The 24503-nt window shown below is 70.5% G+C and carries 28 protein-coding genes and 4 tRNA genes; 13 read left to right on the forward strand and 19 right to left on the reverse strand.

From position 1 onward, the window contains the following. Positions 1-33 precede the first annotated feature (33 nt). Together secE and ACZ63J_RS12355 are read right to left on the reverse strand one after the other, a co-directional pair. Positions 34-474, reverse strand: a complete 441-nt coding sequence (gene secE, locus ACZ63J_RS12350; protein ID WP_465403628.1) for a preprotein translocase subunit SecE — start codon at positions 472-474, stop codon at positions 34-36. Between the two features lie 26 nt (positions 475-500). Then, positions 501-573 (reverse strand) — tRNA-Trp (locus tag ACZ63J_RS12355). Between the two features lie 205 nt (positions 574-778). Here ACZ63J_RS12355 and ACZ63J_RS12360 point away from each other — a divergent pair. After that, the gene (locus tag ACZ63J_RS12360) at positions 779-1702 is read left to right on the forward strand and encodes a TIGR03619 family F420-dependent LLM class oxidoreductase (RefSeq protein ID WP_465403626.1); all 924 of its coding nucleotides are present in this window, start codon (positions 779-781) and stop codon (positions 1700-1702) included. 4 nt (positions 1703-1706) lie between these two features. On the opposite strand, the gene ACZ63J_RS12365 is transcribed toward ACZ63J_RS12360, so the two are convergent. After that, positions 1707-1922, reverse strand: coding sequence for a hypothetical protein (locus ACZ63J_RS12365; protein ID WP_465308590.1), 216 nt, complete (start codon positions 1920-1922; stop codon positions 1707-1709). Between the two features lie 136 nt (positions 1923-2058). Between ACZ63J_RS12365 and ACZ63J_RS12370 the strand changes: the two genes are divergently transcribed. From ACZ63J_RS12370 to ACZ63J_RS12380, 3 genes are read left to right on the forward strand one after another with little or no spacing between them, the layout of a single operon-like run. Next, positions 2059-2409 carry a GntR family transcriptional regulator gene (locus ACZ63J_RS12370; protein WP_465308588.1) on the forward strand — a complete coding sequence of 117 codons (351 nt, stop codon included), beginning with the start codon at positions 2059-2061 and terminating at the stop codon, positions 2407-2409. Next, positions 2406-3362, forward strand: a complete 957-nt coding sequence (locus ACZ63J_RS12375; protein ID WP_465403624.1) for a hypothetical protein — start codon at positions 2406-2408, stop codon at positions 3360-3362. The genes ACZ63J_RS12370 and ACZ63J_RS12375 overlap by 4 nt, the downstream gene beginning before the upstream one ends. Positions 3363-3396: 34 nt before the next feature. Beyond that, a complete protein-coding gene (locus ACZ63J_RS12380) occupies positions 3397-4302 on the forward strand; it encodes an SGNH/GDSL hydrolase family protein (RefSeq protein WP_465403623.1) in 906 nt (301 codons plus the stop codon). Here ACZ63J_RS12380 and ACZ63J_RS12385 read toward each other — a convergent pair. The 6 genes from ACZ63J_RS12385 to ACZ63J_RS12410 form a co-directional block, all read right to left on the reverse strand. Further along, a complete protein-coding gene (locus ACZ63J_RS12385; RefSeq protein ID WP_465403621.1) occupies positions 4299-4697 on the reverse strand; it encodes a MaoC family dehydratase in 399 nt (132 codons plus the stop codon). The genes ACZ63J_RS12380 and ACZ63J_RS12385 overlap by 4 nt on opposite strands. Next, complete coding sequence (locus tag ACZ63J_RS12390; protein ID WP_465308580.1) at positions 4694-5143, reverse strand: MaoC family dehydratase N-terminal domain-containing protein; 450 nt, start codon at positions 5141-5143, stop codon at positions 4694-4696. The genes ACZ63J_RS12385 and ACZ63J_RS12390 overlap by 4 nt, the downstream gene beginning before the upstream one ends. 81 nt (positions 5144-5224) lie before the next feature. Further along, positions 5225-5389 carry a 50S ribosomal protein L33 gene (gene rpmG, locus ACZ63J_RS12395; RefSeq protein ID WP_005152047.1) on the reverse strand — a complete coding sequence of 55 codons (165 nt, stop codon included), beginning with the start codon at positions 5387-5389 and terminating at the stop codon, positions 5225-5227. Between the two features lie 51 nt (positions 5390-5440). After that, positions 5441-5513 (reverse strand) — tRNA-Met (locus ACZ63J_RS12400). 50 nt (positions 5514-5563) lie between these two features. Then, positions 5564-5636: transfer RNA gene (locus ACZ63J_RS12405), tRNA-Thr, on the reverse strand. Between the two features lie 80 nt (positions 5637-5716). Continuing rightward, positions 5717-8371 carry a putative bifunctional diguanylate cyclase/phosphodiesterase gene (locus ACZ63J_RS12410; RefSeq protein WP_465403619.1) on the reverse strand — a complete coding sequence of 885 codons (2655 nt, stop codon included), beginning with the start codon at positions 8369-8371 and terminating at the stop codon, positions 5717-5719. Positions 8372-8608: 237 nt separating this feature from the next. Between ACZ63J_RS12410 and ACZ63J_RS12415 the strand changes: the two genes are divergently transcribed. From ACZ63J_RS12415 to lon, 4 genes are all read left to right on the forward strand, one after another. After that, positions 8609-9547, forward strand: coding sequence for a GNAT family N-acetyltransferase (locus ACZ63J_RS12415; protein ID WP_465335989.1), 939 nt, complete (start codon positions 8609-8611; stop codon positions 9545-9547). 72 nt (positions 9548-9619) lie between these two features. Continuing rightward, positions 9620-10474 (forward strand): SAM-dependent methyltransferase, encoded by an 855-nt coding sequence (locus tag ACZ63J_RS12420; protein WP_465403617.1) that lies wholly within the window; start codon positions 9620-9622, stop codon positions 10472-10474. Next, positions 10471-11319, forward strand: a complete 849-nt coding sequence (locus tag ACZ63J_RS12425; RefSeq protein ID WP_465403615.1) for an SAM-dependent methyltransferase — start codon at positions 10471-10473, stop codon at positions 11317-11319. Before ACZ63J_RS12420 ends, ACZ63J_RS12425 begins: the two co-directional genes overlap by 4 nt. Positions 11320-11419: 100 nt before the next feature. Next, positions 11420-13822, forward strand: coding sequence for an endopeptidase La (gene lon / locus ACZ63J_RS12430; RefSeq protein WP_465403613.1), 2403 nt, complete (start codon positions 11420-11422; stop codon positions 13820-13822). Positions 13823-13895: 73 nt separating this feature from the next. On the opposite strand, the gene ACZ63J_RS12435 is transcribed toward lon, so the two are convergent. Together ACZ63J_RS12435 and ACZ63J_RS12440 are read right to left on the reverse strand one after the other, a co-directional pair. Further along, positions 13896-14687: a class I SAM-dependent methyltransferase gene (locus ACZ63J_RS12435; RefSeq protein ID WP_465403611.1), complete on the reverse strand. Its 792-nt coding sequence runs from the start codon at positions 14685-14687 to the stop codon at positions 13896-13898. Between the two features lie 322 nt (positions 14688-15009). Continuing rightward, a tRNA-Tyr gene (locus ACZ63J_RS12440) sits at positions 15010-15092 on the reverse strand. Between the two features lie 128 nt (positions 15093-15220). On the opposite strand from ACZ63J_RS12440, the gene ACZ63J_RS12445 reads away from it, so the two are divergent. Beyond that, positions 15221-15712: a YajQ family cyclic di-GMP-binding protein gene (locus ACZ63J_RS12445; RefSeq protein WP_247015184.1), complete on the forward strand. Its 492-nt coding sequence runs from the start codon at positions 15221-15223 to the stop codon at positions 15710-15712. 49 nt (positions 15713-15761) lie between these two features. Here ACZ63J_RS12445 and ACZ63J_RS12450 read toward each other — a convergent pair whose 3' ends face one another. The 3 genes from ACZ63J_RS12450 to ACZ63J_RS12460 form a co-directional block, all read right to left on the reverse strand. Further along, positions 15762-16118: a toll/interleukin-1 receptor domain-containing protein gene (locus ACZ63J_RS12450; RefSeq protein ID WP_465335994.1), complete on the reverse strand. Its 357-nt coding sequence runs from the start codon at positions 16116-16118 to the stop codon at positions 15762-15764. Then, complete coding sequence (locus ACZ63J_RS12455; RefSeq protein WP_465403609.1) at positions 16115-16708, reverse strand: hypothetical protein; 594 nt, start codon at positions 16706-16708, stop codon at positions 16115-16117. The genes ACZ63J_RS12450 and ACZ63J_RS12455 overlap by 4 nt, the downstream gene beginning before the upstream one ends. A 65-nt stretch (positions 16709-16773) precedes the next feature. Next, positions 16774-17439, reverse strand: a complete 666-nt coding sequence (locus ACZ63J_RS12460) for a hypothetical protein (protein ID WP_465403607.1) — start codon at positions 17437-17439, stop codon at positions 16774-16776. 189 nt (positions 17440-17628) lie between these two features. Between ACZ63J_RS12460 and ACZ63J_RS12465 the strand changes: the two genes are divergently transcribed. Continuing rightward, positions 17629-18765, forward strand: a complete 1137-nt coding sequence (locus ACZ63J_RS12465; protein WP_465403605.1) for a sialidase family protein — start codon at positions 17629-17631, stop codon at positions 18763-18765. A gap of 74 nt (positions 18766-18839) precedes the next feature. Beyond that, a complete protein-coding gene (rfbA, locus tag ACZ63J_RS12470; protein ID WP_465403603.1) occupies positions 18840-19721 on the forward strand; it encodes a glucose-1-phosphate thymidylyltransferase RfbA in 882 nt (293 codons plus the stop codon). Positions 19722-20003: 282 nt separating this feature from the next. On the opposite strand, the gene htpX is transcribed toward rfbA, so the two are convergent. Next, a complete protein-coding gene (htpX, locus tag ACZ63J_RS12475; protein WP_465335999.1) occupies positions 20004-20864 on the reverse strand; it encodes a zinc metalloprotease HtpX in 861 nt (286 codons plus the stop codon). A gap of 136 nt (positions 20865-21000) precedes the next feature. On the opposite strand from htpX, the gene ACZ63J_RS12480 reads away from it, so the two are divergent. Both ACZ63J_RS12480 and ACZ63J_RS12485 read left to right on the forward strand, forming a co-directional pair. After that, positions 21001-21969: a YncE family protein gene (locus ACZ63J_RS12480; protein WP_465403601.1), complete on the forward strand. Its 969-nt coding sequence runs from the start codon at positions 21001-21003 to the stop codon at positions 21967-21969. A 40-nt stretch (positions 21970-22009) separates the two neighbouring features. Beyond that, on the forward strand, positions 22010-22882 hold the full coding sequence (locus ACZ63J_RS12485; protein ID WP_465403599.1) for an LLM class F420-dependent oxidoreductase: 873 nt from the start codon (positions 22010-22012) through the stop codon (positions 22880-22882). A gap of 52 nt (positions 22883-22934) precedes the next feature. On the opposite strand, the gene ACZ63J_RS12490 is transcribed toward ACZ63J_RS12485, so the two are convergent. From ACZ63J_RS12490 to ACZ63J_RS12505, 4 genes are all read right to left on the reverse strand, one after another. Further along, positions 22935-23207, reverse strand: coding sequence for a hypothetical protein (locus ACZ63J_RS12490; RefSeq protein ID WP_465403597.1), 273 nt, complete (start codon positions 23205-23207; stop codon positions 22935-22937). A gap of 85 nt (positions 23208-23292) precedes the next feature. After that, complete coding sequence (locus ACZ63J_RS12495; protein WP_465403595.1) at positions 23293-23625, reverse strand: hypothetical protein; 333 nt, start codon at positions 23623-23625, stop codon at positions 23293-23295. A gap of 32 nt (positions 23626-23657) precedes the next feature. After that, entirely contained in the window at positions 23658-24026 is a 369-nt protein-coding gene (locus tag ACZ63J_RS12500) for a YrdB family protein (protein WP_465403593.1), read from the reverse strand. Between the two features lie 73 nt (positions 24027-24099). Further along, a complete protein-coding gene (locus ACZ63J_RS12505; protein ID WP_465403591.1) occupies positions 24100-24420 on the reverse strand; it encodes a hypothetical protein in 321 nt (106 codons plus the stop codon). Positions 24421-24503: the final 83 nt, after the last annotated feature.

Consider the following 24503-nt stretch of genomic DNA (forward strand, 5'->3'; position numbering starts at 1 on the left):
GACCTGAGCCCCATCGGCGCGCGCCGAGGCGCGTCAGCCGAAAACGTGGCCGATGCCCCACTTGAACAGGAGATCCAGACCACTCACCAGGGCCACCATGAACACCACGAAGACCAGCACGACCGCGGTGTAGGTGACCATCTGCTTGCGGTTCGGCCAGATGACCTTGCGCAGCTCGGCCCACACTTCGCGGACGAAGCGCACCAGCCGTGCGAACACGGAGGCCTTCTTCGGCTTCTGGTCCCGCTTGGGAGTCGGAGCGCCCTTCGCGTCGGGGGCGGCCTTCTCCCCCGACTTCCCGGCCGGTCGGGACTTGTCGTCCGCACGTGCCGCGGACTTGCCCGCCGGACGAGCGGTCGCACGGCGTTCACGCCGGGCGGCGGCTGTGACGGGACGGGACGGGCTCTCGGGCTTCTGCCCGTTGCCGTCCTGCTCCTGCTCGCCGCCGCTGGCGTCGCTGTCGCTCACGACCACTCCTCCGCTCCACCAGTTCCGTTACGCAGGGGTGACAGGACTTGAACCTGCAACCTGCGGTTTTGGAGACCGCTGCTCTGCCAATTGAGCTACACCCCTGTGGAGTCCCGATCACTCGAGGCCCCGTGGACGCCTTCCAGCATCCCCACCATCCAGGCGGGGATGACCGTAGTGCGTTCCAAGTCCCGAAGTCTACGGCAAGCCTCACGAGAGCCCGCAACCGCGCCCCCCGATCGACCGCCGAAGCCCGGTCGGCCTGCGGAAAACCTCCCGCCGACCCCTTGATCATGCCAGGATGTCCGCCATGACGAGCACCCCGGAGTCCCGCTCACCGGTGAGCGGGACGCGGCTCGGCCTGGCGCTCCCCCAGTACGGCGCCCTCGCCGACCCCGCCGCCGTCGCGCGCTTCGCGACCGCCGCGGAGGACCTCGGCTTCGGCTCGCTGTGGGTCGGCGACCGGATCCTGACGCCCCGGGAGCCGTCCGACCTGTACCCGGGCGGCGGGACGCCGGCGGAGCCGTACCCGAAGGAGTTCGAAACCTTCGCGGACCCGTTCACGACGCTGGCCACCGCCGCCGCCGTGACGCGGACCGCGCGCCTCGGGATGAGCGCGCTGACCGGGCCCGTCTATTCCCCGGTCCTGCTGGCCAGGGCCCTGACCTCGCTCGACCTCGCCAGCGGCGGCCGGCTGGACGTCGGGTTCGGGCTCGGCTGGCTGCGCGAGGAGTACTTCGCGACCGGGGTGCCGTGGGCGGGCCGCGGCAAGCGGCTCGAAGACGTGCTCGACGCGCTGGAAGCGCTCTGGACCGGCGACCCGGCGGCGCACGACGGCCCGCAGTGGCGGATCGCGCCGTCGACGGTCGGCCTGCGCCCGGCGCAGCGGCCGCGGCCACCGGTGCTGCTCGGCGGGTTCTCGCCGCCGGCGCTGGCGCGGGTCGGGCGCCGCGCGGACGGCTGGCTCGCCGGCTGGATGCCGAAGCAGTACCTCGACGGCCTCTGGTCGGTCGCGCTCGAAGCGGCCGAGAAGGCCGGACGCGACCCCGGCGCGCTGCGGCGGGTACTGCGGATCAACCCGCGCGCGGGCACCGGGGTCGCTTCGGTCGCGGACGTCCCGGCGTGCCTGGACGTCGCCCGCGAAGCGGGCATCACGGAGGTGCTGGTCGACCTGCACTACGTCGCGAAGGACGTCGACCACGCACTGGAGCTGGCGGCCGAACTGGCCGCCTGAGCGGTCAGGACTCGCTGTCGGCGAGGGTGGCCAGCGCCTGCGCCTTGGCCGCGTACTTCCAGTTCGCGAGGTCGCGGACCGTCTTGATCTTCAGCTCCGCGAGCAGTTCGTCGTGCTTCGGCGTGAGCCCCTCGAGCGCGGACGGCGGGGCGTCCAGCAGCTCCTTGATCGACTTGTCTTCGTAAGCCTTGTCGACGAGCTTGTTCAGGTTCAGGCCCACAGCTTTTTCCTGCCTTTCTCGGTTCGACTTCTTCCGGCGGGCCCCACCCTCGCCGTGATCCCCGCCGCACGCAACCATCGATCCCTCGTTCAGGTTCACCCAGCCAAAGCCGGTTAGTTCTAGTACAGTTAGAATTATGTTGGTCCGGATCGACCCGAGCTCGACCGTCCCGCTCTTCGAACAGGTGGCGGCGTCGCTGCGCCGCGCCCTGGCGGACGGCAGCCCGGCCCCGGGCGAGCAGCTGCCACCCGCCCGCGAGCTGGCGACGGCGCTGGAGATCAACGTCCACACCGTGCTGCGCGCGTATGCCGTGCTCCGCGACGAAGGCCTCATCGACCTGCGGCGACGCCGGGGCGCCGTCGTGATCGGCGGGGCGTCGGCGCGGGCCCGGCTGGCCGAGCTGGCCGCCGAACTGGCCGGCGAGGCCAAGCGCGCGGGTGTCGGGTTCGAGGAGCTCACCGGGATCCTGAAGGAGAAGTACTCATGACCAAGCTGATCCGGGTCCTGACCGCGACGGCCGTGCTGCCGGGCGCGGTGCTGGTCACCACCGGGCTCCTCGCGGGCGCCTGGGCCGGCCGGCTGCCCGACCCCGTCGCGACGCACTGGAACGACGGGCCGGACGGCTCGACCCCGGCCGGGGTGTTCGTCACCGTGTGCCTGGCCCTCGGCGCGGTCGCGACGGTGGTCCTCGCGACGACGGCCGTGGCCGCCCTGCGCCGTGGCCGGCCGGTGCCGCGAGTCACCGTCGGGGTCGGCGCCGGGTTCGCCGTGCTGGCGCCGGCCACCCTGCTTTCGGTGCTCGTGCCCAACCTCGACGTGCCGGACTGGCACGCGGCGCGCAGTGGCGCCGTAGTCGTGCTGTTCCTGGCCGGCGCGGCCGTGCTCGGGGTCGTGGCGGCGTTCGTCGGCGGCCTGCCCGCCCCGCCCGTCGAAGCCAGCCCGGACCGCCCGAGCGTCGGGCTCCGGCCGGGCCAGCGCGCCTACTGGTCGAGCCGGGCGGTCAACCCGGCGATGCTCTGGACGCTGCTGCTGGTCCCCGTCGCGATCGGCCTGCTGCCCGCCGGGCTCTCCTGGCCGATGGCCGTCTGGATCGCGCTGGTCGGCACTCTCGTGACGGCGACGACCTACCGGCTGAAGGCGACTGTGGACGCCAAGGGCGTGACGATCCGCTTCGGCCTCCTCGGCGTCCCGTGGCGGCACATCGGGCTCGGCAGCATCCGCGAAGCCACGACGCGCGACCTGTCGACGTTCGGCGACACCGGGCTCGGCCTGCGCTTCAACCCGGTGACCGGCACGACGGCCTACAAGGTGCGTGGCGGCCCGGCCATGGCGCTGGCGCTGGAAAGCGGCCGGACGGTGCTGGTCAGCGTGGACGACCCGGAGGGCGGCGCGGGCCTGGTGAACGACCTGCTCGCCCAGCGCGTCACCCGGATTGACTAGGTCGGCGCGGGTGCGGGCCCGGTAGAACGAAGGAGTGGCGAAGAAGAGCGCGGGCGGCGGCTGTCTCGTCCTGGTGCTCGTGCTCGGCCTGCTGGCCTTCGGGTACTACAAGTGGCAGCACGGCTCTTCGTCGGCGCCGCCCGACGGCGCGGACACCGGAGGCGGCTCCGGGCGCTACGTGGCGCTCGGGGACTCCTACACGTCGGCGCCGCGCACCGGGCGCCAGGCCGGGACACCCGCCGGCTGCGACCGCTCGGACGACAACTACCCGCACCTCGTCTCCGCGAAGCTGAAGCCCGCCGAGTTCGCCGACGTCAGCTGCAGCGGCGCGACGACGGCGAACCTGACCGCCGCGCAGAAGACCGGCAACGGCACGAACCCGCCCCAGCTCGACGCCGTCACCGCCAAGACCACGCTGGTGACGCTCGGCATCGGCGGCAACGACGTCGGCTTCCTGCAGCTGGCGTCGTCGTGCGCGACGACCCAGCCGGCGTCGTCGCCGTGCAAGGACCGGCTGACCGCCGGCGGGCACGACCAGCTGGCCGAGCGGATCGACGCCGCCGCGCCGAAGGTCGGCGCCGTGCTGGACCGGATCCACACGAAGGCGCCGAAGGCCAAGGTGGTCGTCGTCGGCTACCCGACCGTGCTGCCCGACGGCGACGGCTGCTGGCCGTCGCTGCCCGTCGGCGCCGGCGACGTCGCGTACTTCCGCGAGGCGCTCGGCAAGCTGAACAAGATGCTCGAGGACCAGGCCGACGGCCACCGCGCGGGGTACGCCGACACGGCGACGCCCGGCAAGGGCCACGACGTCTGCTCGGCGTCCGGCACGCGCTGGGTGGAGGGCCTGCTGCCCGCCTCGCCCGCCGCGCCGTTGCACCCCAACGCGCGCGGCGAGCAGGGCATGGCGGACGCCGTCCTGGCCCTCCTGAAGCTGCCTTAGGCGCGGACGAGGGCCTGCGGCTTGCCCAGCACCGTCTTGCCGTCGTGCTTCACGACGAGGTCGAGGCGGACGATGCCGTCGTCCTGGATCGCGCCGACCTTGCCGGTGATCTCGACCAGCGCGCCCTCGGGCGTGTTCGGCACGACGACCGGGCGGGTGAAGCGGGCGCTGAAGTCGACCAGCCGGCCGGGGTCGCCGAGCCAGTCGGTGACGACGCGGCCGGCCACGGCCATCGTGAGCATGCCGTGCGCGATGACGTCGGGCAGGCCGACACCCTTCGCGAACGCCTCGTTCCAGTGGATCGGGTTGAAGTCCAGCGCCGCGCCGGCGTAGCGCACCAGCTGGTCGCGGGTGATCCGGACCTCGAGGGTGCCCAGCTCGTCTCCGACGTTCACGCGTCCTCCCCCCGCACCACGAGCTGCGCGCGCGTGGTGGCGATGTGCGCGCCGTCGGCGTCGGTGATCTCGGCGCGCAGGTTGATGAAGTCGTTGCCGGCCCGGGCCATGATCCGGTCGATGTGCGTGGTCAGCAGCAGCCGGTCGCCGGCGTGCGCCGGGCGCGTGTAGCTGAACTGCTGGTCGCCGTGCACCATCCGCGAGTAGTCGAGGCCGAGCTCGGGGTCGGTGACGATCGCGTTGATCGCGGCGAGGTTGATGATCGTGATGAACGTCGGGGGCGCGATGACGTCCGGGTGGCCGGCCGCCTTGGCCGCCTCCGGGTCGCGGAAGACGGGGTTCCCGTCGCCGATGGCGTCGGCGAACTCCCGGATCTTCTCCCGGCTCACTTCGTAACTGGTCTGCGGCGGGTACACCCGCCCGGTGAACGACTCGTCCAAGGGCACGTCGAGGAGGCTACCAACAGCAAAGAGCCGCCCCGGTGGTCCAGGGCGGCTCTTCGAAGCTGGTGCGAACGCGCTACGCGGTCAGCGAGTTTCCTTGTGCGTCCGGTGCGTACCGCAGTTCGGGCAGAACTTCTTCATCTCCAGGCGATCCGGGTTGTTGCGCCGGTTCTTCTTGGTGATGTAGTTGCGGTGCTTGCACTCTTCGCACGCCAGCGTGATCTTGGGTCGCACGTCGGTGGCAGCCACAGCGTTTCCTTCTCTCTCAGGTCCCGGGGGCCAGCCCCAGTCGTTACCGCGTAGCGGTGGCCGGACTTGAACCGGCGACACAGCGATTATGAGCCGCTTGCTCTGCCAACTGAGCTACACCGCCCTTACATGACCCAAGCCGCGACACGCGAACGTGGCGCGGCTGAGGTCGCGAGCCCCTTTACGGAATCGAACCGTAGACCTTCTCCTTACCATGGAGACGCTCTGCCGACTGAGCTAAAGGGGCCTGGCCTCTCGCGAGGACTTGGAAAGATTACCAAGCCCCGTCACCCGGCCGTGCAACCGGGGTCGACAAACGGCAAAACCTCAGGTCAGCAAGGTAAGCACGGTCTCGGAGTGGCGACCCGGCGAGCGCGCGGTCCGAGCCTGCAGCCACGCCTCGAGGCGGTCCTCCGGCAGCGGGCGCGAGATGAGGTAGCCCTGGGCGACGTCACAGCCCATCGCCTCGAGCTGGTCGCGCGCGACGTCCTCCTCGACGCCTTCCGCGACCACCGTCAGGCCGAGCGAGTGGCCCAGCTCGACGATCGACCGGACCACCGCGAGGTCGCCGAGGTCGGTGCCCATGCCGAGGACGAAGCTCTTGTCGATCTTGACCTGGTCGACCGGCAGCTGCCGCAGGTAGGCCAGCGACGAGTAGCCGGTGCCGAAGTCGTCGACGGCGAGCGTGATGCCCAGCGAGTGCAGCTCGCGCAGGATCGGCAGCGCCTTCTGCGGGTCGGACATCACGCCGGACTCGGTGAGCTCGAACGTCAGCAGCTCGGGCGGGATGCCGACGCGGTCCAGCTCGCGCGCGACCTTGTTCGGGAAGTCCTCGTCGGCGAGGTTGCGCACCGAGAGGTTGACCGCCACCGAGATCCGCAGGCCCTCGTCGAGCCACTTGCGGCAGCGCTTCAGCGCCTCGCCGAGCACGAACGACGTCAGCACGCCGATCAGGCCGGCCGCCTCGATGGCCGGGACGAACTCGTCCGGGCCGAGCCGGCCGAACTCCGGGTGCACCCAGCGGACCAGCGCCTCGACGCCCTGGACCTGACGGTTCGGCAGGGTGATCTTCGGCTGGTAGTGGACGCTGACCTGGCCGTCTTCGAGGGACTGCCGGAACTGCGTGACCATCTGGAAGCGCCGCAGGAAGATCTGGCCCATGCTCGGCACGTACCCGCGGACCTCTTCGCCGCCCTTCGTGGCGCGGACCGCGACGTCGGCGCGCTGCAGCAGGCCTTCGATGTCGACGACGTCGCCGGGTTCGTCCGCGGACGTCGTCGCGTAGCCGATCATCGCGTTGGCCTCGACCGAAAGCCGGTCGACCGGGTACGGCGCCGAAAGCTCTTCGCGCAGCCGTTCCGCCGCGCGGTGGGCGTCCTCGGGCGGGCAGCCGACCAGCAGCGCCGCGAAGGACGCGCCTTCGAGGCGGGCGAGCGGGACGTCGGGGCCGAGCGCGTCGCGGATGCGGCGGCCGGCGGCGATCACCATCCGGTCGGCCCAGGCGTAGCCCAGCGCGTCGGACACCGTCGAGAAGACGTCGAGGTCGATCCGCAGCACCACGGCGTTGGCGAAGTCCCGCAACGGCTCCTTCGCCACCTGCCGGAACCCCAGCCGGTTGAGGTGCCCGGTGAGCGGGTCGTGGTAGGCGTCGTGGCGCAGGGTCGCGAGCAGCCGCCGGTTGTCGAGCGACGTCGCGAGGTGGCTGGCCATCGTGCCGAGCAGCTGGACGTCGTACTTGCCGAAACCGCGCCAGCGGGACAGCCGGTCGTGCGCCTCGACGACGCCGAGGAGCTGGTTCCCGCTGCGCAGCGGGACGACGAGCGCCTCCTGCGCGCCGCGGTCGAGGAGCGCCGTGCGGACGTCGGGGTTGGCTTCGGTGATCCGGAAGTGCCGGACGTGCGCGCCGGGCAGCCGCAGCAGCGGGTCGTCGGCGGCGGGGTCGGCCGGCGGCAGGTCGTCGCCCGCGACGACGACCCGCATCGGGTCCTTGGCTTCGAGCCGCAGCCGGAGCACGACCCGGCCCGCGGCGAGCTGGTCCTTGATGCGCTCGGCGATCGTCGCCCACTCCCGGACGTCGACGCCGCCGACGAGCTCCTCCGCGCGGCTGGCCGGGCGCGCCGCGGCCTGCTGCCCGGAGCGGGCCACCATCAGGCTGACGTCGGAGAGCGCCTCCATGTCCCGCTGCTCGCGCAGCAGGTCGGAGTAGGCCCAGTAGAGCGCGGTGAGGCCGAGGAACACGGCGAGCACCAGCGGCCACGCCTTGGGCGTGTTGGAGATGACGAGGTAGCCGGAGAGGCCGACCGAGGCGTTGACGAACCCGACGACCAGGATCCGCGCGGTGAGCCGGACGGCGGTGCTGACCCGCATCCGGCGGCGCAGCACGCGGACCGCGGCCAGCGCGAGCAACGTGCTCACCAGCGGCGCGGTCAGGGTGCCGACGAGCGCGGCGACCCACGGGATCTCGGCGCCCGCCCCGGCGCCGACGGCGACCTTCACCAGCCCGGCGACCGCGAAGGCGCCGGTGATCTCGAGCAGGAACGCGCCCGCGTTGTAGAGGACGCGGCCGGAGACCTTCCGCGCGAGCAGCGTCCCGATGCCGGCGACCAGGTGCGCGGCCAGCACGACTTCGAACGGCGCGACGAAGAACCCGATGACGAGCGGGATCTCGGTGAAGGAGATGGTCCACGAGATGCCGCTGCGGACGTCGACGTTGATGCCGAGCTGTTCGGCGAGCAGGAAGGCGACCGCGAGGACCGGGCCGATCCACAGCAGCTTGCTGTCCCAGTGGAACGGCAGCCACGAGCCGACCGCGAACGCGGCGACGAGCCCCAGGCTCAGGACGGCGAAGGTGTAGACGCGGAACCGGCGCTCGTCGGTGCGCGCCTCGGCGGACGCGGCGGGCTGGGGAGGTGCCTCGGAAGCGGCTCCCGGCCCGGGCTGCGCCTGTGCGACGGCGTCGCCGTGGGCGTTGGTGTCCGGCATCCGACCTTCCCTCCCGGCTTGTCCACCGGTGCTGATCCGTGACTTCGGGTGTGGACAAGGGCCATACCGTACCCCGTAGGGCGTACCCGTGTCCCTTTCGAGACAGTAGGAGATCACCCCAGGGTTAACAATGCCTCGAAGGCGCTGACCTGCGTGGACCAAGGGGTGAAACATCGGGTGTCCGACCTTGACGGCGTTCTGTGCGCACGACAGTCCCGGTAGCGATTGAATGTGCCCATGCACAGCGACGTGATTGCCACCGAACACGCGGCCCGGCTCGCGGCGGTGGATCCCTTGCTCCCCGGTTCTTCTCCCTTCGAGGCGGCCGAAAACGCCGTGGTGCTGGAAGTCGCCACCGGTGATTCGGCCGCGTCCGGCCTCGCCTCGCGCATCCAGGTCGACCAGGGCGCGCCCAACGCCCCCTGGCGCGCGCTGACCGAGCACCGGCTCGACCTCCAGCTCGCCGGCTCCCAGCCGGCGGCCGTGCTCGACGCCCTGCTCACCCGATGGGATGAACATCTGCGCGCGGTCGCCGAGCACGGCGACACCGAGACCGCGGCGGTCGTGCCGCGCGCCAGCCGCGACGCCGCCGGCGCGCGCGAAATGCTGCACCACGGCTTCGCGCCGCTGCGCGTGATCGCCGTCCGCCCGGCCGAGCGGCTGGTCCCGGCGGGCGAGCGCGGCACGCCCGGCGTCAAGATCCGCCGGGCCGGGCCGGACGACCTCGAAACCGCCGTCGCGCTCGGCATGGAGCTGCACTCCTACGACGCCCAGTACGGCACGGTGAACTGGCGTGAGGGGGTCGAGGACATCCTGGCCAAGGACCTCGCCGAGCAGCTGAACCGGCCGGAGCCCGCGGTCTGGATCGCGGAGCTGTACGGCCGCCCGCTCGGCATGGTGAACGTCCAGCACCCCGGCGAGACCGGCTGGATCAGCGACCGCGTGGCCGCGACCCGCGTCGGTTACCTGTCCTCGCTGGCCGTCGCGGAGGCCGCGCGGTCCTCCGGCGTCGGCACCGCGCTGGCCGCCCACGCCCACCAGGTGCTGGACGAGGAGGGCGCCGACGTCGTCCTCCTGCACCACGCGGCGGCGAACCCGCTTTCGACGCCGTTCTGGTACGCGCAGGGCTACCGCCCGCTCTGGACGTACTGGCAGCGTCGACCAGCCGTTCGGTGAACGACTGGCGGATCCCCGCGGACGCCGGCTCTTTGTAGGCTGGCCACCAGGATGAGGGAGTGGGGAGCCGAAGTGACCGATCAGCGGGATTCCGCGCCCAGAGCGCCCGAAGGCGTCGACACGGAGAAGCCGTCGGCGGCCCGGATCTACGACTGGTACCTCGGCGGTACCCAGAACTGGGCCGTGGACCGCGAGTTCGGCCGGCGCATGGAGCAGCAGTGGCCGCTCGTGCGCCCCGGGTCGAAGCAGAACCGCGAGTTCATGAACCGCGCGGTGCGGGCGGCGCTGCGGGCCAGGATCCGGCAGTTCGTCGACCTCGGCTCCGGGGTCCCGACGGCCGGCAACGTGCACGAGGTCGTCGAGGCGGAGCTGCCCGACGAGCACGACGCGACGGTCGTCTACGTCGACTACGAGCCGGTCGCCGTCGCGCACGCGACGCTGATCCTCGAAGAGGAGGCGGCGACCGACTGGGCCGGCATCGTCCAGGCGGACATGCGGGACGCGAAAGCCGTGCTGCGCGCCGCGGAGACGAAGCGGCTGATCGACTTCTCGAAGCCGGTCTGCCTGATCATGGCGGCGGTGCTGCACTTCGTCGGGCCGGACGACGACCCGCACGGCCTGCTGGCGGACTACCGCGACGCGCTCGCGCCGGGCAGCTGGCTGGCGCTTTCGCAGATGAGCGAGGGTGACGGGAGCGGCGAGTACCTGACGGGGCTGCGCTGGTTCGTCGAGCAGTACCGGAAGACGAGCAACCCGGTGTGGCTGCGCGACCGCGAGGAGATCGAGCCGCTGTTCGGCGACTGGCCGCTGCTCGAGCCGGGCATCGTGCACCTGCCGGACTGGCGGCCCGACCGGAAGCTGAACGCGCTCGAGGCGGAAGCGCGGCCGTACGCGTGGTGCGGCATCGCGGAGAAGCCCGGCGGATGAGCGAAACCGCGCCGATCGCCCCCGCCGGGGTGGACACCGACAAGCCGTCCGCGGCCCGGGTCTACGACTGGTACCTGGGCGGGAACCACCACTGGGCGGTGGACCGCGAGTTCGGCCGCCGCGTCGAGAAGGTGTGGCCGCTGATCCGGCCGATCTCCCGGCAGAACCGGGCGTTCATGAACCGCGTCGTCGCGGCCGCGATGGACGCCGGGGTCCGCCAGTTCGTCGACCTCGGCTCCGGGGTGCCGACGGCGGGGAACGTGCACGAGATCGTCCGCGACCTGCTGCCGCCCGGCGAGCAGGCTTCGGTCGTCTACGTCGACTACGAGCCGGTGGCGGCCGCGCATTCGCGGCTGATCCTGGAGCGCGAGGGCGCGTCGGACTGGGCGGGGCTCGTCGAGCGGGACATCCGGCGGCCGAAGGAGATCTTCGCCGACCCGACAACGTCGTCATTGATCGACTGGTCACGGCCGGTGTGCCTGCTGATGATCACGGTGATGCACTTCGTCGGCCCGTCCGACGACCCCGCGGGGCTGATGGCGGAGTACCGCGCGAAGCTCGCGCCGGGCAGCTGGCTGGCGCTGACGCACGGCACCTGCCGCGACGACGCGCCGCCGGACCGCGCGGCCGAGGTGCACCGGTTCATCGACGCCTACCGCGACACGTCGAACCCGGCGTGGCTGCGCTCGGCCGACGAGCTGCTGCCCTGGTTCGGCGGCTGGCCGCTGCTGCCGCCGGGGATGACATCGTTGCCGGACTGGCGTCCCGACGAGCCTCCGACGGTCCTGGATTTCGAAACCCGGCCGTTCGCGTGGTGTGCCGTCGCACGCCGCCCGGCCCGCTGACCTGCGCTTTCCCTGATCGCTGTGGGCGAACGCACCATCGGAAACAAACACGCCCATCGGAGAGTTGAGCTAGGCAGACTCAACTACCCGAGGAGTGCACATGACCGACACCCGCCTCCTGCCCGTGCTCCCGCTCGATGACGACGTCGTGCTGCCGGGCATGGTCGTCCCGCTCGACCTCACCGACACCGAGACGCGGGCCGCGGTGGAGTCCGCCCAGGCCAACACCCCGAGCCAGGCCAGCTTCCCCGGCATCCGGTCGACCGGCGCCACCAAGGCCGAGGTCCTGATCGTGCCGCGCGTCCACGGTGAGTACGCCGAGTACGGCACCGTCGCCACGGTCGAGCGCATCGGGCGCGTGCCCGGTGGCAAGGCCGCCGTGCTGCTGCGCGGCACGACCCGCGCGCTCGTCGGCCGGATGGCCGACGGACCCGGCGCCGCCCGCTGGGTGCACGCCGAGGACGCCCCCGAAACCACCGACGACCGCACCGCGCCGCTCGCGGCCGAGTACAAGGCCGTCGTCATCTCGATCCTGCAGCAGCGCGGCGGCTGGCAGCTGATGGACGCCGTCCAGCAGGTCGAAGACCCGTCCGCGGTCGCCGACCTGTCCGGCAACGCGCCGTACCTCGACACCGACCAGAAGGTCGAGCTGCTCACCACGCTGGACGTCACCGCGCGCCTGGAGAAGGCGCTCGAGTGGAGCAAGGAACACCTGGCCGAGCTGGAAGTCACCGAGACGATCCGCAAGGACGTCTCCGAGGGCATGGAGAAGCAGCAGAAGGAGTTCCTGCTGCGCCGCCAGCTCGAGGCGATCCGCAAGGAGCTGGGCGAGCTCGACGGCTCCACCGACGACACGGACTACCGCGCCCGCGTCGAAGGCGCCGAGCTGCCCGACGCCGTGAAGAAGGCCGCGCTGGCCGAGGTGGACAAGCTGGACCGGACGTCCGAGCAGTCCCCCGAGGGCGGCTGGATCCGCACCTGGCTGGACACCGTCCTGGAGCTGCCCTGGAACGAGCGCACCGAGGACGTCTACGACATCGCCGCGGCGCGGGCGGTGCTCGACGCCGACCACGCGGGCCTCGACGACGTCAAGGAACGCATCATCGAGTACTTGGCCGTGCGCAAGCGCCGTGCCGAATCGGGTCTCGGCCCAGTCGGTGGCCGGCGTTCGGGCGCGGTGCTCGCCCTCGCGGGCCCTCCCGGGGTCGGCAAGACGTCGCTGGGTGAGTCCGTCGCGAAGGCCATGGGCCGCAAGTTCGTCCGGGTCGCCCTGGGCGGCATCCGCGACGAGGCGGAGATCCGCGGCCACCGCCGCACCTACGTCGGCGCGCTGCCCGGCCGGATCGTCCGCGCCATCAAGGAAGCCGGCTCGATGAACCCGGTCGTGCTGCTCGACGAGATCGACAAGGTCGGCGCCGACTACCGCGGCGACCCGACGGCGGCGCTGCTCGAAGTGCTGGACCCGGAGCAGAACCACACGTTCCGCGACCACTACCTCGAGGTCGAGCTGGACCTGTCCGACGTCGTGTTCCTGGCGACGGCCAACGCGCTCGAGACCATCCCCGGCCCGCTGCTGGACCGCATGGAGCTCGTCACGCTGGACGGCTACACCGAGCACGAGAAGGTCACCATCGCCCGCGACCACCTGCTCCCCCGGGAGCTGGAGCGCGCCGGGCTGGGCACGGCCGACGTCTCGTTGACGGACGCCGCGTTCAGCCGGATCGCCGCCGAGTACACCCGCGAGGCGGGCGTGCGCGACGCGAACCGCACGATCGCGAAGGTGCTGCGGAAGATCGCGACCAAGGTGGCGCTGGACGAGGTGGCCCTGCCGCTCACGGTGGATTCCCCGGACCTGGAGAGGTACCTGGGCCGCCCGCGGCACCTGCCGGAGTCGTCGCTGCCCGCGTCGACCCAGCGGACCGCGACCCCGGGTGTGGCGACGGGCCTGGCGGTGACCGGCGCCGGCGGTGACGTCCTCTACATCGAGGCGTCGCTGGCGGACAAGGAGTCCGGCGCGTCCGGGCTGCAGCTGACCGGTCAGCTCGGTGACGTCATGAAGGAGTCCGTCCAGATCGCGCTGTCCTACCTGCGCTCGCACGGCGCGGAGCTGGAGCTGCCGGTGGGCGACCTGCGCGAGCGGGGCATCCACGTGCACGTCCCGGCGGGCGCGGTCCCGAAGGACGGGCCGTCGGCGGGCGTCACGATGACGACGGCGCTGGCGTCGCTGCTCTCGGGCCGTGTGGTCCGGGCGGACGTCGCGATGACCGGTGAGGTGTCCCTGACCGGACGCGTCCTGCCGATCGGCGGTGTCAAGCAGAAGCTGCTGGCGGCCCACCGGGCCGGGATGAAGACGGTGATCATCCCGCAGCGCAACGAGCCGGACCTCGACGACGTCCCGGCCGAGGTGCTGTCCCAGCTGGACGTCCACGCGGTGGCCAACGTCCGCGAGGTCCTCGACCTCGCCCTGACCCCGGCTTCGACGCCGGTTTCCCAGGCGGCGTAACCCCGAACGCCGCCGCCCCCGGACGGCCGGTTTCCCCACCCCCAGGGAAACCGGCCGTTCTTCCGTTCCGGGGTCAGAGCCGCCGCGCGGCGACGAGGTACCCGGTGCCGAGGCGGCCCGCGGCGCCGCGGGCCACGGTGGACTCCGGCCGCGCGCGCCACCGGCGGTCCCAGCGCCGGACGACGCGGTCGAGCGGCGGCACCAGCGCGGTGACGTCGTAGAACAGCGTGTCCTCCGGTTGCAGGCCCGCCTGCCACAGTTCGTGGTGCAGCCGCCGGGTCGGCAGCGCCTGGATTCCGGTGCGGCGCGCGCCGTGTTTTTGCGGGACTCTCAGCGCGTGCTCGAGGCCGCCGAGAACGCGGCGCGCGGGCCAGTACAGGCCCCATTCGAACAGGCGGTAGGGGCTGCGCGGGTTGAGCATCGTGACGACCACGAGCCCACCGGGCCGCACCACCCGCGCGATTTCCGTCAACGCCGCGCCGATGTCGACGTACTCGAGCACGCCCATCGCGAGCGCGATGTCGAAAACGCCGTCGGGGAACGGCATTTCTTCGATGTCCCCGACGGCAAAACCGGCCGCTTCCCGCACGCGCCGTCGTCCGGCGTCGACCATCGCGGCGGACCGGTCGCACCCCGTGACGGCGAAGTCCCCGGGCCGGTCGTCGACCAGGTGCCGCACCATCATCCCCGGCCCGCAGCCGACGTCGAGGAGCTTCCCGCCGGCGCACCGCCGAAGCACCTGGTCGACGGCGTGCATGCGGGAGTGGTGATATCGGGCGGTGGGCCCCCATCCGGAGTAGGAATCGGCGTAGTCGGCGACGAGCTGGGCGTCGGCGTACTGGACCTGCACGAGCTGTTCACGCATCGGACGTTCGAGTGTGCCGGGAACGGGCATGTTCGCCTCCATCGATCGGACCTCTGCCACCCAGCTGGGTCGAGCGGGCCGAGAAGGCTGTTACGGATTCCCGGTCGATTTCGAAATTAGGGCCGTACCTACGAATGAATCTTCCGCCGTTTCGCCGCAAAATTGCCGCCGAATCGCGGCTTTAATCGACACGAGGCATTTATTGGACAATTCGAACATCTGGTTGTACAGCGGGGAAACCACCGGCAAACATTCGTGTCCTGTATACAAGGAAACGGCCCCGCGACCGGAGTAACGGTCGCGGGGCCGTGCCCACTGTGGGTGGCGGGTGAGGGATTCGAACCCCCGTAGGCGTAAGCCAACTGGTTTACAGCCAGTCCCCTTTGGCCACTCGGGTAACCCGCCCAGGCCGGTCGTACCGGCCGGAGAGAAGCTTACCCAACGCCTCTCGGCGGGGGTCAACCGGGATGCCCGTCCCGTGGTGGGGGCTAGGCTGGGTGCCCCTGACAAGCGAGTACGAGGTGTGAGGACACGTGGCGGATCCCTCTTTCGACGTCGTGAGCAAGGTCGACCGCCAGGAGGTGGACAACGCGCTGAACCAGGCGAGCAAGGAGCTGGGCACGCGGTTCGACTTCCGCGGCACGGGCACGACGATCAACTGGTCGGGCGAGGAGGCGATCGCGATCGAGTCCGAGACCGAGGAGCGCGCCCTGGCCGCGGTCGAGGTTTTCAAGGAGAAGCTGATCAAGCGCAGCATCTCCCTGAAGGCGTTCGAAGCGGACGAGCCGGCCCTCTCGGGCAAGATCTACAAGATCGGCGGCAAGATCCTGCAGGGCATCGCCTCGGACAAGGCGAAGCAGATCGCCAAGTTCATCCGCGACGAGGGGCCGAAGGGTGTGCAGGCCCAGATCCAGGGTGACCAGCTGCGGGTGTCGGGCAAGAAGAAAGACCAGCTGCAGGACGTGATCGCCTTGCTGAAGGGCAAGGACTTCGAGATCGCCCTGCAGTTCACCAACTACCGGTGACACCCTGCGGGCACCCGGCCCCGGGTGCCCGCAGGCGTGACGCGCGTCATCACCACGGGCGCCGGGCGGCGCCTCCCTCCAGGGCGAACGCCTCGAACGGCCACGAGGCCGTCCCCTCGGCCACGAGCGCGCCGGTGGGCAGGAGTGCGAACTTCGGGACCTCACGCACGGTCGCCACGTGGAACTCCCACGCCGTCCAGGCCGTCTTGCGGTAGTTCTCGCTCACCACCGCGACGAAGGCCGAGGCGGTCAGCAACCGGCTGCGGACCGACTCGAGCCTGGTGAGTCCCGACTTCGCCCAGTCGAGATCGTCGACGTAGACGTCGGCAAACCCGAGCCGGTCACGCAGCCGGCCCAGCGCTTCCAGCGTGTTGTCCGCCCGCGAGTAGCTGACGAAGACACTCATCCGGTACCGGCATTCGCGACGTCGAGCAGGTTGAGCGAGTAGGCCGCCAGTGCCACGCCCACCAGGACGATCAGCAGCAGGTAATAGATCATCGACGGGTTGAACGCCGCCGTCCGCCAGTTCACCGCCGCCACCTCTTGTGTGTGCTGGTAGCCACCGGCGCAGCGTGAGCCGCGCCGGAGCCAGATCTCTTTCATCAACAGCCGGAGCCGGCGCTGATAGTAGAAGCTGAACGCGTCCGCGATCCAGAAAGCGACGATGATCAGGAACGCGGCCACGAAGACGGCCGGGTTCAGCTTCTTGTCACTGAACGTCGCCACCAGCACACCCGCCGGTACCAGAACCGTGGCGCACAGCTTCTTCAGCTCGAAACACGAGTCCGCAGCCTTCAACGTCGCGGCGTGAAGCTGGTCCAGCTGCTCCTTGTCCAGGGAATCCGCTGACGGTTCGCCGGAAACGGATCGCTCCGCCGGCGGGGTTTCGCCGAGGCTCGGGCTCCCTGGTGATGTTTTCCGGAACTCCCGCGCGACCCAGGCCGACAAACCCAGCACCGCGATCACGGTCGTCGCCCGTCCGGCCCGGTTTGCCACCCCGACAGTTTGCCGCAAGCCACCGGCGCGGAAATGGACAATTCCGGTCCAAAAAACCCCACGGATCAGGACGGTGTCAGCGTCCAGCTCGCTTCATAACCATCCACCCGCACAAAAGCCGGCCCCCGGAGATCGCGCTCCACCTGCACGTCTCCGATCTGGTTCAACAGCAGATCCCGCTTCTCCGGCGACATCATCCACAGCGCGATGTTCCCCCGCGTCTTCGCCGTCAGCTGCACGCGGCTCACCCCCATCGGCAGACGAAGCACCGCATCACCCTTGCCCGTCGACGCAGCTCCAGCGGCCGCAGTAGGCAAGCTCCGCTGGTCCGCGATCGTCGCCGTCCAAGGGGCGTTCGCGTGGATCGTCACCCTCTTCACCGGCTGGTCCGGGTACGTGTTCAGCCACGTCGTCCCCTTGTACGCGCCGATCGCGTTGACCAGGCCGTGCTCGCCGCCGTCGGTGTCGATGATCACGTTGCTCGTGCACTTCGGGCAGTCGAACGTGAAGAACCCCAGCTGGTCCGCCGGCCACGTCGTCGCGAACTCGCCGCTCCCCTTGCCCGTGTGCGTCTCCGTCGGCACTTCGCGCGGCGCCGGGGGCGCGGTCGACGACGGCGTCGGGACCGCCGCGCCGGAAGCGGCGACGATCTCGCCGTAGCCGCCGATGCCGGACGCGCACCCGGACGTCAGCACCACAGCCGCCAGGACGCAGGACAACCGAACTCTCATCGTTCCCCCTCAAGACCCTCAGGTGATCTTTCGACGCACTTTGCCCGAGCGTTACCGTCGCCGAGGGTGATGGATCACCCATTCGCGGTCGGCAAACCCCTCGAACGCGCGAATGCGCCGTGTGACTGTCCACGGTGGACCCCGCACGCGTGTTGTAATCGCGCGGTCACCGCGTGGAGAGGGTCAAGGATGCGCCGCTTGCTCGTCTTCGTGCTGCCAGTCATCCTCGCCGCGACGCTCCTGACACCCGCGAGCGCCGCCGAGCGCCAGCAGCTCGTGCCGGGCTACGGCTCCTACGCGCGTTTGATCCGGCTCGAGCACTCCATCATCGGGCGCGGCCGCATCATCGCGACGCTGACCAGCGAAGACGCCGGCGGCAAGTTCACGCCGGTGATGGAGAGCACCGACGAGGGCGAGTCGTTCCACAAGATCGGCGAGATCCACGACCCCGACGGCCGGTACGGCATGTGCTGCGGCACCGTCTACGAGCTGCCGCAGCGGGTCGGGAAGCTCCGGGCCGGCACGCTGCTGTGGGCCGCGTCCTACCGGCAGGACGCCGGGGCGCAGCGGCGCGTCGGGATCCGGGTCTGGGCCAGCAAGGACGGCGGCCGCTCGTGGATGTTCCTGTCCGAGGCCGCGCGGTCGCACAACATCGACGGCATCTGGGAGCCCGAGTTCACCGTCGACGCCGGCGGCACGCTCTGGCTGCACTACGCCGACGAGACGCAGGCGCCGAAGTACGCGCAGGTGCTCAACCGCGTCGCCTCGACCGATGGCGTGACCTGGGGCACCAAGCAGCTCACCCTGGCCATCCCGCCGGACCGCGTCCGGCCGGGGATGCCGATCATCCGGCGGCTGCCCGACGGCCGGTACTACTTCGCCTACGAGATCTGCAACTTCCGCGACCGCTACTGCGACCCGTACTTCAAGATCTCGCCCGACGGCGCCAACTGGGGCAGCCCGACCGACCCCGGCACCCGCGTCAACACCGCGAACGGCAACTACTTCCAGCACGCCCAGACGATCACGCTGTTCCCGGGCGGCCCGAACGGCGTCCGGATCGTCATGGTCGGGCAGATCTACACCGACGCCAAGGGCGCCCCGCAGCCCGGCAACGGCCAGGTGCTGCTGGCCAACGACAACTTCGGCAGCGGCAACTGGTACGAGCTGCCCGCCCCCGTGCACATCACCGGCATCTACAACAACTTCTGCCCCAACTACTCCTCGACGCTCCTGCCGGTCGACGACGGCAAGAACGTCCTGGAGGTCGCCACCGAGTACAACCTCGGCTGCAAGGCCTACTTCGGCAAGGGGCCGGCCTTCTAGCGCTTCCCGATCGAGCCTTCCAGACTCCCCCGTAGGGTGGGTCCCGGCCGAGAACCGACCAAGGGAGGCAGCTCATGAAGGGCATCGTGCTGGCCGGAGGCAGCGGGACGCGCCTGCACCCGATCACCCAGGCGGTGTCGAAGCAGCTGCTGCCGGTGTACGACAAGCCGATGGTCTACTACCCGATCTCGGTGCTGATGCTGGCCGGGATCCGGGAGATCCTGATCATCTCCACCCCTGCCGACCTGCCGAACTTCCGCAAGCTGCTGGGCAACGGCGACCAGTTCGGCCTCTCGTTCACCTACGCCGAGCAGCCGAGCCCGAACGGCCTGGCCGAGGCCTTCGTGATCGGCGCGGACTTCATCGGCGACGACGACGTCGCGCTGGTGCTCGGCGACAACATCTTCTACGGCCAGGGCTTCTCGACCCGTCTCCAGGACGCGGTGCGCGATCTCGACGGCTGTGTCCTGTTCGGCTACCCGGTGAAGGACCCCGAGCGCTACGGCGTCGGCGAGGTCGGCGCCGACGGCAAGCTGATCTCGATCGAGGAGAAGCCCGAGAAGCCGCGCTCGAACAAGGCGATCACCGGGCTGTACTTCTACGACAACGAGGTGGTCGAGATCGCGCGCTCGCTGAAGCCCTCGGCACGCGGCGAGCTGGAGATCACCGACGTCAACCTCGCGTACGTGCACAAGGACCGCGCGACGCTGGTGGAGCTCAGCCGCGGCTTCGCCTGGCTGGACACCGGCACGCACGACTCGCTGCTGGAGGCCGGGCAGTTCGTGCAGGTGCTGGAGCACCGGACGGGTGTCCGCATCGCGTGCCTCGAGGAGATCGCGCTGCGGATGGGCTTCATCGACGCCGACGAGTGCTACGCGCTGGGCGTGAAGCTGGCGAAGTCCGGTTACGGCGATTACGTGAAGGCTGTCGCTGTGGCGGCGGGGGCTTCGGCGTAGCGGCGGAGCTGCCGAACACCCGCGGGAATGCTCGGCTCGAGCGGGCAACAGCGCCAAGGGGCGCCGCCGGAACTGCTCGGTCACCATCGGAACCCGCGCGCAAGCCCGCGCCGCTGCGGCCGCCAGCGGTCTGCTGCGCGGCCGACGCCACCCTGGGCAGGCCACAGAGCCGACTGTCCGCCGCCGGAGCCAATGACCCGCGGGAGCCGCGGCGCGGCCAAGCTGAGCGGCAGCCGCATTCCGGCAGGTCCAAGCCACTTTCCGGCGAACCCGCGCCCCGGCTTACAGGCCGCCTGGGGCGCGGCGAGCCATCTCCTCGAGGCGCGCGATGCGATCGGCGATCGGCGGGTGGGTCGAGAACAGCTTGCTCAGCCCCTCCCCCGGCCGGAACGGGTTGGCGATCATCAAATGGGACTGTGACACCAGCTGTGGCTCGGCCACCAACGGTCGCGCCCGCGTGCCGGCCTCCAGCTTTCGCAGCGCCGACGCCAGGCCCAGCGGATCTCCGGTCAGCTCCGCGCCGGACGCGTCCGCCTGGTACTCGCGGGACCGGCTCACGCCCATCCGGATGACCGCCGCCGCGATCGGGCCGATGAAGATCAACAGCAGGCTGACCAGGGGGTTTCCGTCGCGGTTGTTGCCGCCGAAGAACAGGGCGATGTTCGCCAGCACGCTGATCACGCTGGCGAGCGCGCCCGCGACGCACGAGATCAGGATGTCGCGGTTGTACACGTGGGACAGCTCGTGGCCGAGCACCGCGCGCAGCTCGCGCTCGTCCAGCAGGTCGAGGATGCCGGTCGTGCAGCAGACCGCCGCGTGGCGGGGGCTGCGGCCGGTCGCGAACGCGTTCGGTGCGCTCGTCGGGCTCAGGTACAGCTGGGGCATCGGCTGGCGCGCGACGTGGGCGAGCTCGCGCACGATCCGGTACATCGTGGGCTGCTCGACCTCGGACACCGGCCGGGCGTGCATCGCGCGCAGCGCCAGCTTCTCCGAGTTGAAGTAGGCGAACGCGTTCATCCCGAGGGCGACGAGCAGGCCGATGACCAGGGCGCCACGGCCGAACAGCCCGCTGATCGCGACGATGATCGCCGACAGCAGGCCGAGCAGCAACGCCGTCTTCAACCCGTTCTGGTGCCCGTGCACGCGCGCTCGCCTCCGTCCGCTCTGTTCCCCGGGGTTACCCAAGGGAAACAACGCGATCGGGGGACGCGAAGTTCCTTCACGTGATCGTCCGGCGGGTTACGCTCGGACGGCGAGTTGATCACGAGCGGAGGCGCCGATGCGAGGTCGCCAGATACGCCGGCGGACCCTGTTCGCCCTGGTCACGGCGGGTGCCGGCGCCCTGGCCCTGCCCGGGTCCGCGTGGGCGGAGGACGTCCGCTCGGTCGAGGTCGGCGGGGCCCCCACCGGGGTCGCGGTGAATCCGGTCACCGGGCTCGCGTACGTCGCGGATCCCGACTCCGGGACGGTCTCGGTGGTCGACCCGCAGAGCGCGTCGGTCGTCGCCGAGGTGCACGTCGGCGGGGCGCCGGCCGACGTCGCCGTCGACCCGAAGGCCGGCCGGATCTACGTCGCGAACCCGCCGGCGGGCACCGTCGTGGTGCTGGACGGGCGGACCCACGACCTGGTGAGCGTCATCGGCGCGGGCGCCGGCGCGTCCGCGCTGGCCGTGGACGAGCAGGCCAACCGCGTCTACGCGGCCAGCGGCGGCACCGGCACGCTCGCCGTGCTCGACGGCGTGAGCTGCACGCTCGCGGCGCTCGTCCCGGGCCCGAAGCCGAGCCTCGGGGGGATCGCGGTCGACCCCGGCCGCAAGCTCGCCTACTGCGCCAGCACCGGCACGGACTCGGTCGAGGTGTTCTCGATCGACAGCGGGAAGTTCGTCGGGAGCGTGAAGGTCGGCGCGCGGCCGACCGCCGTCGCGGTGCACGCCGCGAGCGGCACGGTGTACGTGGCCAACTCCGGCATCCACCACATGTCCATTGTGGACGCCGCGACGCGCACCGAGCGCAAGACCGTGTTGCTGCGCAGCGAATCCTCCGCGCTGGCCGTGCACCAGGGCACGAACACGGTGTACACCAACGGCGGGCAGAACGGCCTGAGCCGGATCGACGGAACGGGCGGCACGCTCACCGGCGAGCTGTCGCTGGGCGTCAACCCCGGCGACGTCGCGGTCGACCAGCGGACGCGCACGGTGTTCGTCACCGATCCCTTGCACGGCAGGGTTTCCGTGATCCGCGATTTTTGACCCGGCAGCTGGCGTAACTCCAGGTATACGGTCGGAGACTATGAAACTCGGACTGCAGATCCCCGACTTCACCTGGCCGAACGGGGCGTCCGCGCTGGGCGCCGACCTCGCCTCCGTCGTCCGCACCGCCGACCAGGCGGGCTTCGACTCCATCGCCGTCATGGACCACTTCTTCCAGATCGCCGGGGTCGGTCCCGTCGAGAACGACATGCTCGAGGCGTACACCGCCCTGGGCTTCATCGCGGCGCACACCGAACGCGCCAAGCTGCTGACCGTCGTCACCGGTGTGCTCTACCGGCACCCGGGCGTGCTGGCCAAGGCGATCACGACGCTGGACGTGCTCTCCGGCGGCCGCGCGATCCTCGGCATCGGCGCGGGCTGGAACGAGGAGGAGTCCCGCGGGCTCGGCTTCCCGTTCCCGCCGGTCGCCGAGCGGTTCGAGCTGCTGGAGGAGAACCTCCAGTACGTGCTGCAGATGTGGGCCGACGGCGACGGGCCGTTCAAGAGCAAGCACTTCGACGCATCCCGCCTGCTCAACGTGCCGCAGGCGCTGTCGAAGCCCCGCCCGCCGATCATGATCGGCGGCGGCGGCGAGAAGAAGACGCTGCGGCTGGTCGCGAAGTACGCCGACCAGTGCAACCTCTTCAACAGCCCGGAGCTGGAGCACAAGCTCGACGTCCTGAAGCGGCACTGCGACACCGAGGGCCGCGACTACGACACGATCACGAAGACGGTCTACCACGTCCTCGACATCGGCGAAGACGGCTCGAAGACGGGCCCGCTGCTCGCGGAACTGGAGCGTCTGAACGGGCTCGGCATCGACGTAGCCCTGGGCGCGGTCCCGCACGTGCACAAGACCGCGGTGCTGGAGAAGTTCGGCACTGATGTGATTCCGGCGGCCGAAAAGATCTAGGCGAAGGCTGCCTCGCGGAACCACGTCCGCGAGGCAGCCCTCAGCCGGCTGATCACTCGAGATCGAGCCGGTATTGCAGGTCATACGTGGCGAACAGCGAATAGTGACCGGCTTTCGCCAAGGCGGCATAAACCTTTTTCAAGACGACCTGAGCAGCATCGGCATCTCTGCTGAGACTCCGGAAGCGAAGCATGAACGGATGACTGCCGAACGGCATGTCGTCATCGTCTTCGTAACCGTGGCCGACGAACAATTCCACCGCGATGTCGTCACGCACACCGGCGTATGCCTCGTCCTCGTAACCCGGCTCCCGCGGCAACGGCACCCCGGTCAGGGTGGAGACTCGTCCACGACGGACTGCGTGGACCGGGCTCCCCAAGGCCGCAGGAAGATCTGGACGTGGGTGGCCATCAGCTGGACATCTCCTGATCACTCCGGTCATGGGCCGACAGCGGTCCAGCCGTCGATGACGATTTCCGCGCCCTGCCCGCCGGCGCACGCCTGGCACGTTCGAAGGCTTGACCGCCTTCACGTCGTGCCCCTCGGCGGCCGGCGATCTTCTGCTCCGCCTGGTTGATGGTGTCCGCCTGCTCGATGCCCGGCTCCGGGGTGTTGTCGATCGCCATGGCGGTGGCACCACCCGCGACCGCACCGAGGACTTCGGCTCCTTCCGGCGTCACCACCGCGCCGGCCGAGATCTCGGCGACCGGTCCGGCCAGCAGGCCGATGACATCGATGCCCATTTGAGCAAGTCGCGATCGGCAAGATGCCGGCGTCAGCCGTCCTTGGCGACGCGGCGGGTGAGCGCCGCGACGCCGATGCCGACCACGGCCAGCACGACTCCTGTCACCACCCAGCCCACCAGGGCCAGGACCACCCCGGTCACCGCGAACAGGGCGAACTCCACCAGGAAGCGGGCCGGCTCCCCCAGCCGCCGGCGGGCCCTCGGCGCGATGAACAGGCCCCAGATCGCCGCCGCCGCGACCGGTAGCAGGACCGCGTCGACGATCGCCAGTGCCACGCCGGCGCCGAGCTGGGTGCCGGCCAGGGTGAGGCCGCCCAGGAGGGCCAGCTCCGTCAGGAAGCGGATCGTCAGCACCACACCCGCGACCCCGCTCAGCCGGGGACCCGTCTCCGAACTCATCCGGCCAGCCTAGGACCCGTCAGGCCGTGACCACGGGCCGACTCCGCGCTCGGCGAACACCGGACCTGGCGGGTCAGGCGGAAACAGCGATGGCCTTGTCGCGGAGTTCGGCCAGCACCGCCAGCGCGCCGGCTCGGTCCGGCATTTCCGGCGGCAGCCGCTTCTCCGCATCCGGGAGGACTTCCTCACGCAGGAGGAGCAACATCTCCGCTCGCGCGGCTGTCCCGAAGTCGTCGAGGTTGATCATCTTGATGTTGTTTTCGACGATCTCACGCAGGAGTTCGCCCGCTTCGGGGTCTTTCACGTGCTCCACCAGGAACTCGCTCGCCCAGTGGAACGCCCAGGACGCGACCGCCCAGTGCGTGTCCTTCGACAGGGAGATGTCGCCCGCCATGCCCCTCCTCGGTGACCGAACGCCTCCAGGTCGTGACCCGGCCGGCCCAGGACCCGCGTCCACAGTGGACGTTACGGGTACAC

The sequence above is a fragment of the Amycolatopsis sp. NPDC104863 genome (assembly GCF_055582965.1).

What these genes read in the sequence shown, in the direction of transcription:
- ACZ63J_RS12360 (WP_465403626.1), top strand. Translation starts at nt 779, where the DNA reads ATGACGAGCACCCCGGAGTCCCGCTCACCGGTGAGCGGGACGCGGCTC.
- ACZ63J_RS12370 (WP_465308588.1), top strand. Translation starts at nt 2,059, where the DNA reads ATGTTGGTCCGGATCGACCCGAGCTCGACCGTCCCGCTCTTCGAACAG.
- ACZ63J_RS12375 (WP_465403624.1), top strand. Translation starts at nt 2,406, where the DNA reads ATGACCAAGCTGATCCGGGTCCTGACCGCGACGGCCGTGCTGCCGGGC.
- ACZ63J_RS12410 (WP_465403619.1), bottom strand. Translation starts at nt 8,371, where the DNA reads ATGCCGGACACCAACGCCCACGGCGACGCCGTCGCACAGGCGCAGCCC.
- ACZ63J_RS12415 (WP_465335989.1), top strand. Translation starts at nt 8,609, where the DNA reads ATGCACAGCGACGTGATTGCCACCGAACACGCGGCCCGGCTCGCGGCG.
- ACZ63J_RS12425 (WP_465403615.1), top strand. Translation starts at nt 10,471, where the DNA reads ATGAGCGAAACCGCGCCGATCGCCCCCGCCGGGGTGGACACCGACAAG.
- lon (WP_465403613.1), top strand. Translation starts at nt 11,420, where the DNA reads ATGACCGACACCCGCCTCCTGCCCGTGCTCCCGCTCGATGACGACGTC.
- ACZ63J_RS12435 (WP_465403611.1), bottom strand. Translation starts at nt 14,687, where the DNA reads ATGCGTGAACAGCTCGTGCAGGTCCAGTACGCCGACGCCCAGCTCGTC.
- ACZ63J_RS12450 (WP_465335994.1), bottom strand. Translation starts at nt 16,118, where the DNA reads ATGAGTGTCTTCGTCAGCTACTCGCGGGCGGACAACACGCTGGAAGCG.
- ACZ63J_RS12460 (WP_465403607.1), bottom strand. Translation starts at nt 17,439, where the DNA reads ATGAGAGTTCGGTTGTCCTGCGTCCTGGCGGCTGTGGTGCTGACGTCC.
- ACZ63J_RS12465 (WP_465403605.1), top strand. Translation starts at nt 17,629, where the DNA reads ATGCGCCGCTTGCTCGTCTTCGTGCTGCCAGTCATCCTCGCCGCGACG.
- rfbA (WP_465403603.1), top strand. Translation starts at nt 18,840, where the DNA reads ATGAAGGGCATCGTGCTGGCCGGAGGCAGCGGGACGCGCCTGCACCCG.
- ACZ63J_RS12480 (WP_465403601.1), top strand. Translation starts at nt 21,001, where the DNA reads ATGCGAGGTCGCCAGATACGCCGGCGGACCCTGTTCGCCCTGGTCACG.
- ACZ63J_RS12485 (WP_465403599.1), top strand. Translation starts at nt 22,010, where the DNA reads ATGAAACTCGGACTGCAGATCCCCGACTTCACCTGGCCGAACGGGGCG.
- ACZ63J_RS12495 (WP_465403595.1), bottom strand. Translation starts at nt 23,625, where the DNA reads ATGGGCATCGATGTCATCGGCCTGCTGGCCGGACCGGTCGCCGAGATC.
- ACZ63J_RS12500 (WP_465403593.1), bottom strand. Translation starts at nt 24,026, where the DNA reads ATGAGTTCGGAGACGGGTCCCCGGCTGAGCGGGGTCGCGGGTGTGGTG.
- ACZ63J_RS12505 (WP_465403591.1), bottom strand. Translation starts at nt 24,420, where the DNA reads ATGGCGGGCGACATCTCCCTGTCGAAGGACACGCACTGGGCGGTCGCG.